This window comes from Bradyrhizobium sp. SZCCHNRI1009 (assembly GCF_032487575.1).
Lineage (GTDB): Bacteria > Pseudomonadota > Alphaproteobacteria > Rhizobiales > Xanthobacteraceae > Bradyrhizobium.
In genome coordinates this window covers 68,350-83,263 of record NZ_JAUEUL010000007.1, presented here as the reverse complement: position 1 = coordinate 83,263, position 14,914 = coordinate 68,350, and the positions used below count along the sequence as shown (strand labels likewise).

The 14,914-nt window shown below is 67.2% G+C and carries 12 protein-coding genes and 1 tRNA gene; 9 read left to right on the top strand and 4 right to left on the bottom strand.

Annotated features, from left to right (window positions below; all coding sequences use genetic code 11):
• Positions 1 to 49: 49 nt before the first annotated feature.
• From QX010_RS14900 to QX010_RS14880, 5 genes are all read left to right on the top strand, one after another.
• A complete protein-coding gene (locus QX010_RS14900; protein WP_316180231.1) occupies positions 50 to 1,360 on the top strand; it encodes an ammonium transporter in 1,311 nt (436 codons plus the stop codon).
• Between the two features lie 333 nt (positions 1,361 to 1,693).
• On the top strand, positions 1,694 to 2,032 hold the full coding sequence (locus QX010_RS14895) for a P-II family nitrogen regulator (protein ID WP_006611147.1): 339 nt from the start codon (positions 1,694 to 1,696) through the stop codon (positions 2,030 to 2,032).
• A gap of 39 nt (positions 2,033 to 2,071) precedes the next feature.
• Entirely contained in the window at positions 2,072 to 3,574 is a 1,503-nt protein-coding gene (locus QX010_RS14890) for an ammonium transporter (protein ID WP_315800783.1), read from the top strand.
• Positions 3,575 to 4,414: 840 nt separating this feature from the next.
• On the top strand, positions 4,415 to 5,569 hold the full coding sequence (locus QX010_RS14885) for an IS4 family transposase (RefSeq protein ID WP_315800429.1): 1,155 nt from the start codon (positions 4,415 to 4,417) through the stop codon (positions 5,567 to 5,569).
• 190 nt (positions 5,570 to 5,759) lie between these two features.
• Positions 5,760 to 6,914, top strand: coding sequence for an IS4 family transposase (locus QX010_RS14880; RefSeq protein WP_315800429.1), 1,155 nt, complete (start codon positions 5,760 to 5,762; stop codon positions 6,912 to 6,914).
• Between the two features lie 145 nt (positions 6,915 to 7,059).
• Here the strand turns inward: QX010_RS14880 and QX010_RS14875 are convergent, their stop codons facing one another.
• The 4 genes from QX010_RS14875 to tsaD form a co-directional block, all read right to left on the bottom strand.
• A complete protein-coding gene (locus QX010_RS14875; RefSeq protein ID WP_315800784.1) occupies positions 7,060 to 7,275 on the bottom strand; it encodes a dodecin family protein in 216 nt (71 codons plus the stop codon).
• Between the two features lie 325 nt (positions 7,276 to 7,600).
• Positions 7,601 to 8,014, bottom strand: coding sequence for an EVE domain-containing protein (locus tag QX010_RS14870; RefSeq protein WP_315800785.1), 414 nt, complete (start codon positions 8,012 to 8,014; stop codon positions 7,601 to 7,603).
• A 184-nt stretch (positions 8,015 to 8,198) separates the two neighbouring features.
• The gene (locus tag QX010_RS14865) at positions 8,199 to 9,179 is read right to left on the bottom strand and encodes an NAD(P)H-dependent glycerol-3-phosphate dehydrogenase (RefSeq protein WP_316180229.1); all 981 of its coding nucleotides are present in this window, start codon (positions 9,177 to 9,179) and stop codon (positions 8,199 to 8,201) included.
• 241 nt (positions 9,180 to 9,420) lie between these two features.
• Positions 9,421 to 10,488, bottom strand: a complete 1,068-nt coding sequence (tsaD, locus tag QX010_RS14860; RefSeq protein WP_316180228.1) for a tRNA (adenosine(37)-N6)-threonylcarbamoyltransferase complex transferase subunit TsaD — start codon at positions 10,486 to 10,488, stop codon at positions 9,421 to 9,423.
• 140 nt (positions 10,489 to 10,628) lie between these two features.
• Here tsaD and QX010_RS14855 point away from each other — a divergent pair, with 140 nt between their 5' ends.
• The 4 genes from QX010_RS14855 to QX010_RS14840 all read left to right on the top strand — a co-directional run bounded on the left by QX010_RS14855 (position 10,629) and on the right by QX010_RS14840 (position 14,864).
• Complete coding sequence (locus QX010_RS14855) at positions 10,629 to 11,357, top strand: uroporphyrinogen-III synthase (protein WP_315800788.1); 729 nt, start codon at positions 10,629 to 10,631, stop codon at positions 11,355 to 11,357.
• Positions 11,358 to 11,407: 50 nt separating this feature from the next.
• Positions 11,408 to 12,721, top strand: coding sequence for a hypothetical protein (locus tag QX010_RS14850; RefSeq protein ID WP_316180226.1), 1,314 nt, complete (start codon positions 11,408 to 11,410; stop codon positions 12,719 to 12,721).
• A 17-nt stretch (positions 12,722 to 12,738) separates the two neighbouring features.
• Complete coding sequence (locus QX010_RS14845; protein WP_316180224.1) at positions 12,739 to 14,637, top strand: heme biosynthesis protein HemY; 1,899 nt, start codon at positions 12,739 to 12,741, stop codon at positions 14,635 to 14,637.
• Between the two features lie 151 nt (positions 14,638 to 14,788).
• Positions 14,789 to 14,864, top strand: a tRNA-Thr gene (locus QX010_RS14840).
• Positions 14,865 to 14,914: the final 50 nt, after the last annotated feature.

Genomic DNA, 14,914 nt, shown 5'->3' with positions numbered 1-14,914 from the left:
CGGCGGAGCGAACATTCTCAACCTGATCCGACATGCCGGGGGGACTGTCATGGGGACCTGCGCGTCTCGTTGCCTGCGCGCGCCTGCTGCTTTGGCTGCGGCGGCCGCCATCATCTTCGTTACACCCGCACGGGCGGCAGCGCCGTCCACGATCGATCCGGCCGACACCGCCTGGATGATCGTCGCCACCGCGCTGGTGCTGATGATGACCATTCCCGGGCTGGCGCTGTTCTACTCGGGCATGGTGCGCAAGAAGAACGTGCTGGCGACGATGGCGCAGAGCCTCGCGGCGGTGATGCTGATCTCGATCCTGTGGGTCGCGTTCGGCTATTCGCTGGCGTTCGTCGGCGACGGCAACTGGATCGGCTCGCTCGACCGCGCGTTCCTTGCCGGCATGGGCATGGACAGCGTCCATCCTGGCGCCAAGACCATCCCCGAGTCGCTGTTCATGCTGTACCAGATGACGTTTGCGATCATCACGGTGGCGCTGGTGGCGGGCTCGGTCGCCGACCGCATGCGGTTCTCGGCCTATCTGCTGTTCGGCATCGCCTGGTTCATCTTCGTCTATGTCCCGCTGGCGCATTGGATCTGGGGCGGCGGCTTCCTTGCGCAGGCCGGCGTGGTCGATTTCGCCGGCGGCCTCGTCGTGCATCTCTCCGCCGGCACTGCCGGGCTGGTCGCCGCGCTGGTGATGGGACGGCGCCAGGGCTATGGCAGCGAGAACCTCTCGCCGTTCGACCTGTCGCTCGCGGTGGTCGGCACCGGCCTGCTCTGGGTCGGCTGGTTCGGCTTCAATGGCGGCTCGGCGCTTGGGGCCAATGCGCATGCGGTGATGGCGATCCTGACCACGCATCTCGCCGCCTGCGCCGGCGCCGTCACCTGGGGCGCGCTGGAATGGTCGACCCGGCGCAAGCCCTCGGTGCTCGGCATGATCTCCGGCGCGGTCGCCGGCCTCGGCACCATCACGCCCGCGTCCGGCTTCGTCGCGCCGTGGCACGGCCTGGTGATCGGCGCGCTCGCCGGTATCATCTGCTACTGGGCCTGCACCTCGCTGAAGCACCGCTTCAACTATGACGATTCGCTCGACGTGTTCGGCGTCCACGGCATCGGCGGCCTGACCGGGACCCTGCTGGCCGGCGTGTTCGCGACGGCCGCGATCGGCGGCACTACCGGGCTGATCGAGGGCAACCCAAAGCAGCTTGCGGCCCAGCTCTACGGCGTCGCCGTCACACTGGTGTGGTCGGGCGGCGTGACCTGGGGTCTCCTGAAGCTGGTCAGCGCCTTCGTACCGCTGCGGGTGTCGCGCGAGCACGAGCTGGAAGGGCTCGACATCTCCCAGCATGGCGAGGCGCTGCAATAGCTGCAGCAAACGGCGCCAATTGACCTGTTCGGCGTCGCGGGATTCTGCCCGCGCCGTGGGCAGCATTGTGTCTTGAGCCTGACATGCGCAACTTTTGCGCATGTCTGCCCATTCCTTGAGCGCGACGGAATGGCGCAGCCCCTGATGCCCCCCCTGAGGGCTGAAAAGGTCAGGATTCACCGCTCGTTAGCCCTGACCAGCCGTCTGGCACGGCATTTGATTCTATCGCCCCCGGCTGTGCCCGCGTCGTGAAGATTTTCTCCGCGTGGTGAACCTCAGTCGACAGGAAGCGCTCGGTAATGTCCGTACCGGGCCCAAGCGGGGATTGGACCCATGAAAATTGTTATGGCGATCATTAAGCCATTCAAGCTCGAAGAAGTCCGGGACGCCCTGACCGCCATCGGCGTTCATGGTCTCACGGTGACGGAAGTGAAGGGGTACGGCCGTCAGAAAGGTCATACGGAAATCTACCGCGGCGCTGAATATGCGGTGAGCTTCCTGCCCAAGATCAAGATCGAGGTCGCGATCCCCTCCGACCAGGTCGACAAGACCATCGATGCCATCTCCTCGGCCGCCAAGACCGGCCAGATCGGCGACGGCAAGATCTTCGTCATCAGCCTCGACCACGCCGTGCGCATCCGCACCGGCGAAGCGGACGCTGCGGCCCTTTGATTTCGCGCTCAAACCAGAACACTTACGGAGTAGAATAAAATGACGTTCAAACGTCCAACCAGCGCGGGATGGATCACGCTCGCCATCGCCGGGCTCTGCGTCGCAGGCCTCGCCGACGTGGCGTTCGCCGAGGACGCGCCGGCCGCCGCTGCCGCAGCCGCCCCCGTTCCCAATAAGGGCGACGTCGCCTGGATGCTCGTGTCCAGCGCCCTCGTGCTGATGATGTCCATCCCCGGCCTCGCGCTGTTCTATGGCGGTCTCGTCCGCACCAAGAACATGGCCTCGGTCCTCACCCAGGTGTTCGCGATCGTCGCCATGGTCGGCGTGATCTGGACGCTCTACGGCTACTCGATGGCCTTCACCGACGGCGGCAGCATGACCTCGTGGGTCGGCGGCTTCTCCAAGGCCTTCCTGCACGGCGTCGACGCCAACTCGACCGTTCCGACCTTCTCGAACGGCGTGGTGATCCCGGAGCTGGCCTACTTCGTGTTCCAGATGACCTTCGCGATGATCACCCCGGCCCTGATCGTCGGCGCCTTCGCCGAACGCATCAAGTTCTCGGCGGTGATGCTGTTCATCCTGCTCTGGGTGACCTTCATCTACTTCCCGATCGCGCACTGGGTCTGGTACATCGCGGCTCCCGATGACGTGGCCGCCGCTGCCAAGGCTCTCGCCGCCGCCGGCGACGCCGCTGCCAAGACCGCCGCCCAGGCCAAGCTCGACGAAGTCACCGGCGCGGTCGGCTGGCTCGCCGGCGCTGGCGCTCTCGACTTCGCGGGCGGCACCGTCGTTCACATCAATGCCGGCATCGCCGGTCTGGTGGGCGCGGTTCTGATCGGCAAGCGCACCGGCTACGGCAAGGAGCTGATGGCTCCGCACTCGCTGACCATGACCATGATCGGCGCCGCGCTGCTGTGGGTCGGCTGGTTCGGCTTCAATGCCGGCTCGAACCTGGAGTCGAACGGCGTCACCGCGCTGGCCTTCGTCAACACCATGGTCGCCACCGCCGGTGCGGCGCTGTCCTGGCTGCTGTGCGAATGGGCCGTCAAGGGCAAGCCCTCGCTGCTCGGCATCTGCTCGGGTGCGGTCGCCGGCCTCGTCGCCGTCACGCCGGCCTCCGGCTTCGCCGGCCCGATCGGCGCGCTGGTGCTCGGCCTGATCGTCTCCCCGATCTGCCTGTTCTTCGTCTCCACCGTGAAGAACGCGCTGGGTTATGACGACGCCCTCGACGTGTTCGGCGTGCACTGCATCGGCGGCATCGTCGGCGCTCTCGCCACCGGCATCCTGGTCAACCCGGCACTGGGCGGCGTCGGCATCACCGACTACACCAACATCACCGGCAACAACGCCGGCACCTACGACTTCGCCACGCAGATGCTGGCGCAGATCAAGGCTGTCGTCGCCACGCTGGTGTGGTCGGGTGTCGGCTCGGCGATCCTCTACAAGGTCGTCGACGTGATCATCGGCCTGCGCCCGACCGTCGAGCAGGAGCGCGAGGGTCTGGACATCACCGACCACGGCGAGCGCGCCTACAACTACTGAGTTCTCCCGGGACTTGGTCGTAAGCGACCAGGTCCGCAACTTCGGTTCGGGCAAATACCCGGCAATGCCCTGACCGTTGAGGGGCTCCAGCGCAAGCTGGGGCCCCTTTCTTTTTTGGCCTTTCGACTGGGCTTGTCTTTTGTCCGAGATGGGCAGCTGCAGCGCTGCGGACAGGTCGTAGAGGCCGATCGCGTGACACACCGCCGGTGTCGTCCCCGCGAACGCGGACCCATACCGCGTGATCTTTGTAAGGGGCAGGCGGCAGGTACCACAGGTCTGGCCGAACGCACCCGGCCCTCCCTGCGCAACGATTTTAACGGCTGCTTCGCGTTCTCCCTGGTGCGCCGGGCTGTCTGGCCACCATCACGAGCGCGACACTCCAGGGCATCGCCACCCGCTTGATATCAGCGTCGGGATATCAGGACCGCGCGACTTGACCGTGCGTGCATCGATCGTTCGTCCGCGCAACTAAGTCACGCTGCGTTGACACACGCCCATCGCATCCCACTGCCAACGATCCGTGACGGTCGCGAAACGACCCTCATGCGGCAGCAGGGACGCCGCGGAAATGTGATTTGCCCGACGGTGCAAGGGGAAATGCTGCGGCAAACTAAAACGACGGGCAGTTTGCCCATGGCAGGCTTGCGGTCACGTCCATCCCGCTCGGCTTTACGGTGAGCCCGACCATCCCCGTCCTTGTTTGCTCAAAAGGAAGACGTGGATGCCCGGGACAAGCCCACGGCTGTCCGGTTCAGACAGACTGGACATGGTGCATGGCGTGGATTCTTCTGCGGTCTTGAGCATCGCCAAATGTTCGAGACACACCAGGAAGGTCCCGCCATGCCGCATCAGAATACAGTATTCCGAGACATTCTGAAGTTGGTCCCCTGGCATCGCTTCGAGGCGCTTGTGGACGAGCATGGCACGGACGCGCGGATTCGACGGCTTTCCACCAAAGACCAATTTGTGGCGCTGCTGTACGGTCAGCTTTCGGGGGCTTCCAGTCTGCGTGAGATTGTCACCGGGCTGTCGAGCCACACCGCGCGGCTTTATCACCTGGGTGGGGGCCCTGTCCGCCGCTCGACTTTCGCGGACGCCAATATGAATCGGCCTGCGGAGATGTTTGCCGCCCTGTTGGCCATCATGATGAAGCAGGCCCATCGCCGGTTACGCCGCAAGCTTGCCGAGACGACGTATTTGATTGATTCGACCAGCGTACGGCTGACAGAAGCCAGCGCTGGCTGGGCACGGTTCTCTACCGGTGTCTGCGGTGCCAAGGTGCATGTGATCTATGATGCCGACGCCGACCGGCCGATTTATGCGGCAATCAGCGGAGCCAACGTCAACGACAATACTGCAGCGCATCAGATGCCCATCGAGCCGGGAGCAACCTACGTCTTCGATCTCGGCTATTATGAATATGCTTGGTGGGCTCAACTGGACGCCGCCGGTTGTCGAATCGTGACCCGGTTCAAATCCAATACGCCGCTGCGGGTCGTGGAGGAGTTGCCTGTCATCGCGGATGGCAACATCCTCTCCGACCGCATCGGCTTCCTTCCACAACGCCAAGCCTACAGCCGCCGCAATCCAATGCAGACTGCGGTGCGCGAAGTGCGCGTCACCTTGGAAACGGGAAAGATCCTGCGCATCCTGTCGAACGACCTCGATGCCAGCGCTCAAGAGATCGCCGACCTCTATCGTCGCCGCTGGGCCATCGAGTTGTTCTTTCGTTGGGTCAAGCAGACCCTCAAGATCACCAGGTTCCTCGGGACTTCTGAGAACGCCGTTCGTATCCAGATCGCCGTTGCCCTGATCGCCTTCCTCTTGCTTCGCCTCGCGCAAGACCTTCAGAAGGCAATCCAAAGCCCCTTGGTCTTTGCCAGATTGGTCCGCACCAACCTCATGCATCGCCGCCCCATCGATCAATTGCTCACGGGGCCACCCCAACTTGCCAAAAACCCACAACAGTTGAGCCTCGCAATATGCGGAAGCTGAACCGGACAGCCGTGGGCTTGACCCGGCCATCCATCTCCTGAACCGTCCATCCATCACCAGAAGAGGATGGATGCCCGGGTCAAGCCCACGGCTGTCCGGTTCAAGACAGACTGGACATGGTGCATGGCGTGGATTCTTCTGCGGTCTTGAGCATCGCCAAATGTTCGAGACACACCAGGAAGGTCCCGCCATGCCGCATCAGAATACAGTATTCCGAGACATTCTGAAGTTGGTCCCCTGGCATCGCTTCGAGGCGCTTGTGGACGAGCATGGCACGGACGCGCGGATTCGACGGCTTTCCACCAAAGACCAATTTGTGGCGCTGCTGTACGGTCAGCTTTCGGGGGCTTCCAGTCTGCGTGAGATTGTCACCGGGCTGTCGAGCCACACCGCGCGGCTTTATCACCTGGGTGGGGGCCCTGTCCGCCGCTCGACTTTCGCGGACGCCAATATGAATCGGCCTGCGGAGATGTTTGCCGCCCTGTTGGCCATCATGATGAAGCAGGCCCATCGCCGGTTACGCCGCAAGCTTGCCGAGACGACGTATTTGATTGATTCGACCAGCGTACGGCTGACAGAAGCCAGCGCTGGCTGGGCACGGTTCTCTACCGGTGTCTGCGGTGCCAAGGTGCATGTGATCTATGATGCCGACGCCGACCGGCCGATTTATGCGGCAATCAGCGGAGCCAACGTCAACGACAATACTGCAGCGCATCAGATGCCCATCGAGCCGGGAGCAACCTACGTCTTCGATCTCGGCTATTATGAATATGCTTGGTGGGCTCAACTGGACGCCGCCGGTTGTCGAATCGTGACCCGGTTCAAATCCAATACGCCGCTGCGGGTCGTGGAGGAGTTGCCTGTCATCGCGGATGGCAACATCCTCTCCGACCGCATCGGCTTCCTTCCACAACGCCAAGCCTACAGCCGCCGCAATCCAATGCAGACTGCGGTGCGCGAAGTGCGCGTCACCTTGGAAACGGGAAAGATCCTGCGCATCCTGTCGAACGACCTCGATGCCAGCGCTCAAGAGATCGCCGACCTCTATCGTCGCCGCTGGGCCATCGAGTTGTTCTTTCGTTGGGTCAAGCAGACCCTCAAGATCACCAGGTTCCTCGGGACTTCTGAGAACGCCGTTCGTATCCAGATCGCCGTTGCCCTGATCGCCTTCCTCTTGCTTCGCCTCGCGCAAGACCTTCAGAAGGCAATCCAAAGCCCCTTGGTCTTTGCCAGATTGGTCCGCACCAACCTCATGCATCGCCGCCCCATCGATCAATTGCTCACGGGGCCACCCCAACTTGCCAAAAACCCACAACAGTTGAGCCTCGCAATATGCGGAAGCTGAACCGGACAGCCGTGGGACAAGCCCGGGCATGACGGAGTAGTTAGTTCGCGATCACCACGCCCTGATGACGGGTGTGACGCCGAATAGCACGTCCGCCGTTGCTCTGGCCGATGGGCGCTGCGAGCAATGCAAGCCGATGGACAGCTCATGCACCTTCGAACTTGAACGACACGTTGAGCTTGGCCCGATAGGCTTCCACTTTCCCCTTCGCGTCGAGCTGCATGTCCAGCTTGACGACTTCCGCGACGCGGAGGTCTCGGAGTGTTTTCGCCGCCTGTTCGACCGCATTCGCGGCCGCCTTTTCCCAGGATTCACCGCTGGTACCGATCAGCTCGATGACTTTGTAGACGCTGTCAGACATGTCGTTCTCCTGTTCGGTATGAAGCAGGAAGCAGGAGCTTCCTGCCACAACCGAGCGTAGCATCACGACATCAACACGGGAAGCGCTCGGCAGAGTATTGATCCCGAAGTTCACCCAGCCTTTCAGGGCAGGATTTCCTATTCTCAGATGCGATCGCGGCCCTCTACGCCGGGAACTTCTCGACTGACGACCTGAGGGCCATGGGCAGGCGCTCGGCGAAGAGATCGCAACCAGATGGTCGACGAGCCGCGCAAGAAAGGTCTGGATCTCTGAGCTGCGCCAGAGCCGGGCGCTGCTGAGCCGGCATCTTACGCCGTTCGATCGGTTATACTCCGCCCAACTTGCAGATGTGCTTCCATTCCTCCGGCGTCACCGGCTGCACCGACAGGCGCGACTGCTTGACCAGGGCCATCTCACTGAGCGTCTTGTCGGTCTTGATCGCGGCGAGCGTCACCGGGGTCTTGAACGCCTTGTGCGCCTTGATGTCGACGCAGACGAATTTGCCGGTCTTGTCGGTCGGGTCGGGATAGGCTTCCTTGATGATCTCGGCGATGCCGACGATCTCCTTCCCCTCGTTGGAATGATAGTAGAAGGCGAGGTCGCCCTTCTTCATCGCCACCAGGTTCTGCCGCGCCGTGTAGTTGCGCACGCCGGTCCAGGCCTCCCCCTTCGCGCCCTTCTCCACCTGCTGGTCCCACGACCATACCGAGGGTTCGGATTTCACCAGCCAGTAGTTCATGATGCAGTTCTCTTTTCTCTTTCCATTCATCGTGGCCGGGCAAAAGTGCGAAGCACGTCTGTCAAAGGCCCCGGCCATCCACGTCTCACCGCCAGCTCTATTATCTTAGACGTGGATGCCCGCGACAAGCGCGGGCATGACGGCGGAGGTGGCTGCGCGACCGGTAGCGCCGCGCCTACACCGCTCACTCCTCCGCCTTGAACGGGCGCAGCATCAGCGCCTCGATCGCAGCGTCGATCGTGACGCTGCCGGCGAGAATGGCGGCCACGGCCAGCGCGACCGGCATCTCGACGCCGCGCGAGGTGGCGAGCTCGACCAGCACGGGCGCGGTGTATTGTCCCTCGGCGAGCTTGCCCGCCGGCAGCGGCTCGCCGCGGCCGAGCGCGAGGCCGGCGGCGAAGTTGCGCGACTGCGGGCCGGCGCAGGTGAGGATGAGGTCGCCGAGGCCGGACAGGCCGGTCAAGGTCTCGCTGCGCGCGCCATAGGCGCGGCCGAGCCGGACCAGCTCGGCGAAACCGCGCGTGGTCAGCGCCGCCAGGGCCGAGGCGCCGAGCTGCCGTCCGGCGACGATGCCGGCGGCGATCGCCAGCACGTTCTTGGCGGCGCCGCCGATCTCGACGCCGCGCACGTCGGTCGCGTGATAGGGCCGGAAGGTCGGCGAGCCCAGCGCCTGCACCAGCGCCGCCGCAAGCGGCTCGTCGCGGGCGGCGAGCGTCACCGCCGTGGGCAGGCCGCGCGCGACATCGTCGGCGAAGCTCGGGCCGGACAGGATGGCGGGGATCGCGTTCGGCGCCGCCTCGGCGATGACCTCGGTCATGAATTTGTGGGTGCCGTGCTCGATGCCCTTGGCGCAGGCGATGAGCGGTGTGCCAGGCCGAAGCAGCGGCGCGAGGTGCATGACCGCGCCGCGCAGGTGCTGCGCGGGAACGACGATGAGAACGGCGTCGGCGCGGGCGGCCCGGGCGAGATCGGCGGTGACGGCGATGCTGTCGGCGAGCGGAATGCCGGGCAGGCGCGGATTCTCGCGCGCGCTGGCGATGCGCGCGGCGTGGTCGGCATCGCGGGCGTACAGCGTGACGTCACGGCCGGCGCGTGCCGCGACGGCGGCGAGCGCGGTGCCCCACGCCCCGGCGCCGATGATGCTGATGGTTTGGAAACTGATCATGCGCGGCAACCGTCGCTGCGCTCCCTCTCCCCTTGTGGGGGAGGGCTGGGGAGGGGGGTGCCACGGGCGAGAGCGTTCGTGGGGCTACGCGCACCCCCGACCCCTCCCCGCCTAGCGAAGCTCCGCTTCGCGCGGGGGGAGGGGGGCGCACCGAGTTTGCCGCGCCAGCTTGCGCTATGGCGTACAAGAGAACGAGCCAATGGATGGCGCGTGCTCGGCGCAGCCAGCAACTCTGCCACGGTCAAAACCCCGCGCGCGTATTCGCGAACTTGCCCGGCACGCTGGCATTGGCATCCAGCAGCCAGCGGGCGCGCGGGGCGGCGTCCATGCCGTCGACCATGCCGAGCGCGAGCCGCTCCAGTCCGGCCCAGGCAATCATCGCACCGTTGTCGGTACACAGCGCCGGCGGCGGCATGATCAGGCGGGTGCCGCCGGCTTGCGCGACATCGTCGAGCGCGCCGCGGATCGCCTGGTTGGCGGCGACGCCGCCGGCGGCGACCAGCGCGGTTGGCGCACCGAAGCGCTGCTTGAACAGATCGAGGCCGACGCGCAGACGGTCGGCGGTCGACTCCAGCACCGCCGCCTGGAAGCTGGCGCAGAGGTCGGCGACATCCTGGTCGGTGATGCTCTCCAGTCGGCCGATCTCGTTGCGCACCGCGGTCTTCAATCCCGACAGCGAGAAATTCGCATCGCTGCGGCCCAGCATCGGACGCGGAAACGCAAAGCGCTGACCGTCGCCGTTGCGCGCAGCCTGCTCGACTTCAGGTCCGCCCGGATAGGGCAGGCCCAGCATCTTCGCGACCTTGTCAAACGCCTCGCCCATGGCGTCGTCGACGGTGGTGCCGAGCCTGATGTAGTCGCCGACGCCGGCGACCGCGACGATCTGGGTATGGCCGCCGGAGGCCAGGAACAGGCAATAGGGGAAGTCGATTGCATCGGTGAGGCGCGGCGTCAGCGCATGCGCCTCGAGATGGTTGACCGCGATCAGCGGGGTATTGTGGACGAGAGCAATCGCCTTGGCGGTGGTGAGGCCGACGATGACGCCGCCGATCAGTCCTGGGCCGGCCGCCGCGGCGACGCCACCGAGCGCGGCATAGTCGATGCCGGCTTCGCGCATCGCTGCGTCGATGAGATGGTCGAGCATGTCGACATGGGCGCGCGCCGCGATCTCGGGAACCACGCCACCATAGATGGCGTGCTCGTCGGTCTGCGAGCGCACGACATTGGACAGGATCTGCCCCTTGCCATCCGAATCACGCGCCACCACGGCGGCGGCGGTCTCGTCGCAGGTGGTTTCGATGCCCAGCACGAGCGTTTGCGATTCGTTACCCAATCTCAACCCTTTTGGTCATTATGAGTGCGCAGAACCGCCTAACACCACGAGGTCGCCAGGTGCAATCACCCGCCCGTTGCAGCCCGGCCGATCCGTATTCGACGGGAGCATAGCACATGGCCGTGCTGGTGACCCGTCCCGCCCCCGACAATGAGCGCACCGCCGCGGCTTTGCGCGCGCGCGGCTTCGACGTGCTGCTGGCGCCGATGCTGCGCTTCGAGCCGGTCGCGCTGCCGCCGGACGCCGGCCGCGACGCCGCCGGACTGATCGTGACGTCATCGAACGCGCTGCGCGCGGCCGCGCCGCAGCTCGGAGCGTCCGCCTTGCTGCGCCTGCCGCTGTTCGCGGTCGGCGACCAGACCGCGGCGGCCGCACGCGACGCCGGCTTCACGCAAGTGATCTCGGCCGCGGGCGATGCGACGGCGTTGCGCGACCTGATCGCCAATGGCGGCGTCGTCGACGCCGGAGCCACCCTGCTCTATCTTGCGGGCGCCGACATCTCGCGCGATCTCGCCTCCGAGCTCGCCGCGCGCGGCTACGACGTGGTCACGCAGACCGTCTACCGGATGGCACAGGTGACCAGCCTGCCACGCGAGGTCTGCGACGCGTTCGCGGCAAACGCGATTCGCGCGGTGCTGCATTATTCGCGGCGGAGCGCGGCGGCGTTCGTGGCGGCCATCCGGGCCGACGGCGTCGAAATCTCGGCGCTGGCGGTGCCGCATGCCTGCCTGTCGGCCAATGTCGCCGAGGTTCTTCGAGAGGCTGGCGCGACCCAGGTCACAATCGCGGCGCATCCGGATGAAAACGACATGCTGGAGGGCCTGACCCGTGCGCTACGGTCGTGAATGGCGTAAGAGGGCCTGCTCAATCTTGCCTCAGCCAGGGAACTTCCACCATGGTCGATGAACCCGACACCGCTGCACCGGCCTCCGACACCGGGCGGCCGAAACGGCCACCGCCGACCATCGACCTGGAGCCGACCTCGCGCGAGGAGCGCCCGTCGGCCAGCGAGAGCGCGGCCGAGCGGCCGACTGCCTCGCCATGGTCCGCGCCGGCCGAAGCCTTGGCCGAGGGGTCGTCGGGCGCGGCGAGCCAGTCGCATCCGCATGCCGCCGGTGACACCGAACCGGAATCTGCTGCCAGCGAGACGCCCGAGGAGACCGTCGCCGCGGCCGAGCCGCCGCGCGCCGACCTTCCTCCGCCCCCGCCACCCCGCCCGGTCTCACCCTGGATCATCGCGCCATTCTCCGGCGCGGCCGCGGCCGCGCTGGTGATCGGCGTCGGCTGGATGCTGGGCTGGCCGCAGGTCGTACCGCCGTCGGCCGTCTCACCGCAGGCGTCCGCCGTCGACGCGCTCGCCACCCGCGTCGCCGGGCTGGAGCAGCGCATCGGGAAGCCGGATGGCGCCGTGACCGGGCGGCTCGATGCCGCCGACAAGGCGATTGCAGCGCTGCGCAACGATATCGCCGGCCTGCGCGCGCAGGCTGACAAGACGGTGGCCGCGCTCAACGACGTCAGGGCGCAGCCGCGCGACGGCGCCGCGCCGGCGCCCGCACCCGAGCCGGTCGATCTCTCCGGCCTGACCGCCCGCATCGACGCGCTGGAGCGGGCAAGCAAGAGCCAGAGCGCGGCGCTGGCGCAGGAAAGCCGCAAGATCTCCGAGGCGGCGGAGGCGGCCAAGCCGGCCGACGACGCGCCGCTGCGCCGCGTGGTCGCCGCGACCCTGCTCGACGTCGCTGTGCGTCACGGCGATCCCTATGGAGCGGCGCTGACCACCGCCAGATCCCTGGCGCCCGATCCGGCCGCGCTGAAGCCGCTGGAGGTCTTCGCCACCAACGGCGTGCCGAGCCCCGCGGCGCTCAGCCGCGAGCTGCTCACCATCGTGCCGAAGCTCTCGCCGCCGGCGCCCGAGAGCACCACGGGGACCTCGATCCTCAGCAAGCTCTCGGCCGGCGCCTCGAGCCTGGTCAAGGTCGAGCGCACCGACGGCGCCGGCACCGATCGCGGCGCGGTGGTGGCGCGGATCACCGCGGCGGCGCTGCGCAACGATTTCGCCGAGGCGCGCCGCGAGCTGAAGGGTCTCTCGCCGGAGGATCGCGCCCCCGCCAATGACTGGCTCGCACGTGCCGACGCCCGCGACGCCGCGCTGGCCGCCGCCCGTAAATTCGCCGACGACGCGATGACCGCGCTCGCCAAACCCGCGCAATAGGACGCCCAAGGACGCACATGTTCCGGATCGTCATTTTCCTCATCCTGGTCGGGCTCGCCGCGGCGGGCTCGGCCTGGGTCGCCGAGCAGACCGGCGACGTCGTCTTGAACTGGGGTCCGTGGCGGATCGCCATGACCTTGCCGGTGTTCGTGCTCGCGCTCGGCCTGACCATCGCCGCCTGCGTGCTGGTCTGGAACCTGATCAGCGCGCTGCTGCGGGCGCCCGGCCGCATCCGCAAGGCGCATCGCGCCCGCCGGCATCAGCGCGGCCGGCACGCCATCACCCACGGCCTGCTCGCGATCGGCCATGGCGATTCGACCGCGGCGCGCCAGCACGCCGACACCGCCAGGCGGCTGGCCGGCGACGATCCGCTGACGCTTCTCCTGCACGCCCAGGCGGCGCAGCTCGAAGGCGACCGCGACGGCGCCCGGCGCGCCTTCCGCGCCATGGCCGAGCGTCACGACACCAGGCTGCTCGGCCTGCGCGGCCTGTTCATCGAGGCGCAGCGCGCCGACGACGCCTACGCCGCGGTCATGATCGCCGACGAGGCGCTCAAGCTGGCGCCCAACGCCACCTGGGCCTCGCATGCCGTGCTCGGCTTCCGTTGCGCCGAGGCCGACTGGGACGGTGCGCTGGCGATCCTCGACAGCAACTACACCGCCGGGATGATCGACAAGCCGACCTACCGCCGCCAGCGCGGCGTGCTGCTGACGGCGCGCGCGCTGGCGCTGGAGACTGCGGATCGCGACCTGTCGCGCACGAGCGCGATGGAGGCGGTGAAGCTGGCGCCCACCCTGGTGCCGGCCGCGGTGCTGGCGGCGAAGTTCGAGAGCGAGGCGCATCAGGTGCGGCGCGCGATGAAGATCATCGAGGCGGCCTGGGCCGCCGGCCCGCATCCGGAGCTCGCCGACGCCTACGCCCATGTGCGGCTCGGCGATTCCGCAACCCAGCGGCTGGCGCGGGTGGAGAACCTCGCCGCGCGCACGCCCGGCCATGTCGAGGGCGCGCTGGCGGTGGCGCGCGCGGCGATCGACGCCGCCGAATACGGCCGCGCCCGCGCGGCGCTGGCGCCGTTCACCGACGATCCGACCCAGCGCGTGGCGATGCTGATGGCCGAGCTGGAGCGCACCGAGCATGGCGATGCCGGCAAGGCGCGCGAATGGGCGCTGCGCGCGGTGCGCGCCCGCCACGACCCGGCCTGGACCGCGGACGGCTATGTCAGCGACCGCTGGCAGCCGATCTCGCCGGTCACCGGCCGGCTCGACGCCTTCCAGTGGCAGACGCCGGTGGCGAGCCTGCCCTCGGAGCGCAGCAGCGTGATCGAGAGCACGGCCTTCGCCGAGGCCGTGCTGGCCCCACCGGTCCGTCCGGCCGTCGCCGAGGCCGCAGTCGCGCCACCGCGCGAGGCCGCAAGCGAACCTGTGGTGATCACGCCGGCCGTGCAGGACAACGAGCCGCCGCGGCCGGTGGTCGCCACCGAGCCCGAGCAGGCCGAACAACCGGTCGAGGAGGCCGTGGACAAGCCTGTCGACAAGCCGGTGGATATCCCTGTGGACACGGCTGAGGACGGCAAGCTGATCGAAGCCACCGCCGTGGCTGCCGAGCCGGCGCCGCCGTTGCAGGCCGCGGGACCCGCCGAGACCGAAACCGAGCCGGACACGGAGGCCGAGCCGGACGCGGTGGCCACCAAGCCGGCCGAGACCGCGGCGACCGCGCCGACGCCGCTGTTCCGCACCCGCAACGATCTCGCCAGGCCGGCGGAGACGCCGATCCAGGCGATCGTCCCGATCATGCGGCCGCCGGACGATCCCGGCGTCGACGACGACGACCAGCCCCGCGACGAGTTCGCCGAGCAGATCGCGCCCAAGGCGCAGGCCGGCGGCTGGCGCGGGTTCTGGTCACGGTTCGGCGGCTGAGGGCCGTCAGGCCGTCCCGCTGTTCCCGGCCACACCGGTTCGATTCCGGGCCGCGGCGGCGCGCGTTGTCCTTGCCAACGGGCCGTCCGCCCGATATCAGGAGCGCGTTCGCGTCGTCTGGCCCCGTGCCGGGCGCTCGCCGCCATGGTTCGCCGCAATAGCTCAGCTGGTAGAGCACGTCATTCGTAATGACGGGGTCGGGGGTTCGAGTCCCTCTTGCGGCACCACCCCCCTTCCGCAGCCGTCCTCCCTCGTTCGTTTCTCGCCGACAAGGTAC

Excerpts from the sequence above, each read along its gene's own strand:
- QX010_RS14900 (WP_316180231.1), top strand. The coding sequence starts at position 50 with ATGGGGACCTGCGCGTCTCGTTGCCTGCGCGCGCCTGCTGCTTTGGCT.
- QX010_RS14895 (WP_006611147.1), top strand. The coding sequence starts at position 1,694 with ATGAAAATTGTTATGGCGATCATTAAGCCATTCAAGCTCGAAGAAGTC.
- QX010_RS14890 (WP_315800783.1), top strand. The coding sequence starts at position 2,072 with ATGACGTTCAAACGTCCAACCAGCGCGGGATGGATCACGCTCGCCATC.
- QX010_RS14885 (WP_315800429.1), top strand. The coding sequence starts at position 4,415 with ATGCCGCATCAGAATACAGTATTCCGAGACATTCTGAAGTTGGTCCCC.
- QX010_RS14880 (WP_315800429.1), top strand. The coding sequence starts at position 5,760 with ATGCCGCATCAGAATACAGTATTCCGAGACATTCTGAAGTTGGTCCCC.
- QX010_RS14875 (WP_315800784.1), bottom strand. The coding sequence starts at position 7,275 with ATGTCTGACAGCGTCTACAAAGTCATCGAGCTGATCGGTACCAGCGGT.
- QX010_RS14870 (WP_315800785.1), bottom strand. The coding sequence starts at position 8,014 with ATGAACTACTGGCTGGTGAAATCCGAACCCTCGGTATGGTCGTGGGAC.
- QX010_RS14865 (WP_316180229.1), bottom strand. The coding sequence starts at position 9,179 with ATGATCAGTTTCCAAACCATCAGCATCATCGGCGCCGGGGCGTGGGGC.
- QX010_RS14855 (WP_315800788.1), top strand. The coding sequence starts at position 10,629 with ATGGCCGTGCTGGTGACCCGTCCCGCCCCCGACAATGAGCGCACCGCC.
- QX010_RS14850 (WP_316180226.1), top strand. The coding sequence starts at position 11,408 with ATGGTCGATGAACCCGACACCGCTGCACCGGCCTCCGACACCGGGCGG.
- QX010_RS14845 (WP_316180224.1), top strand. The coding sequence starts at position 12,739 with ATGTTCCGGATCGTCATTTTCCTCATCCTGGTCGGGCTCGCCGCGGCG.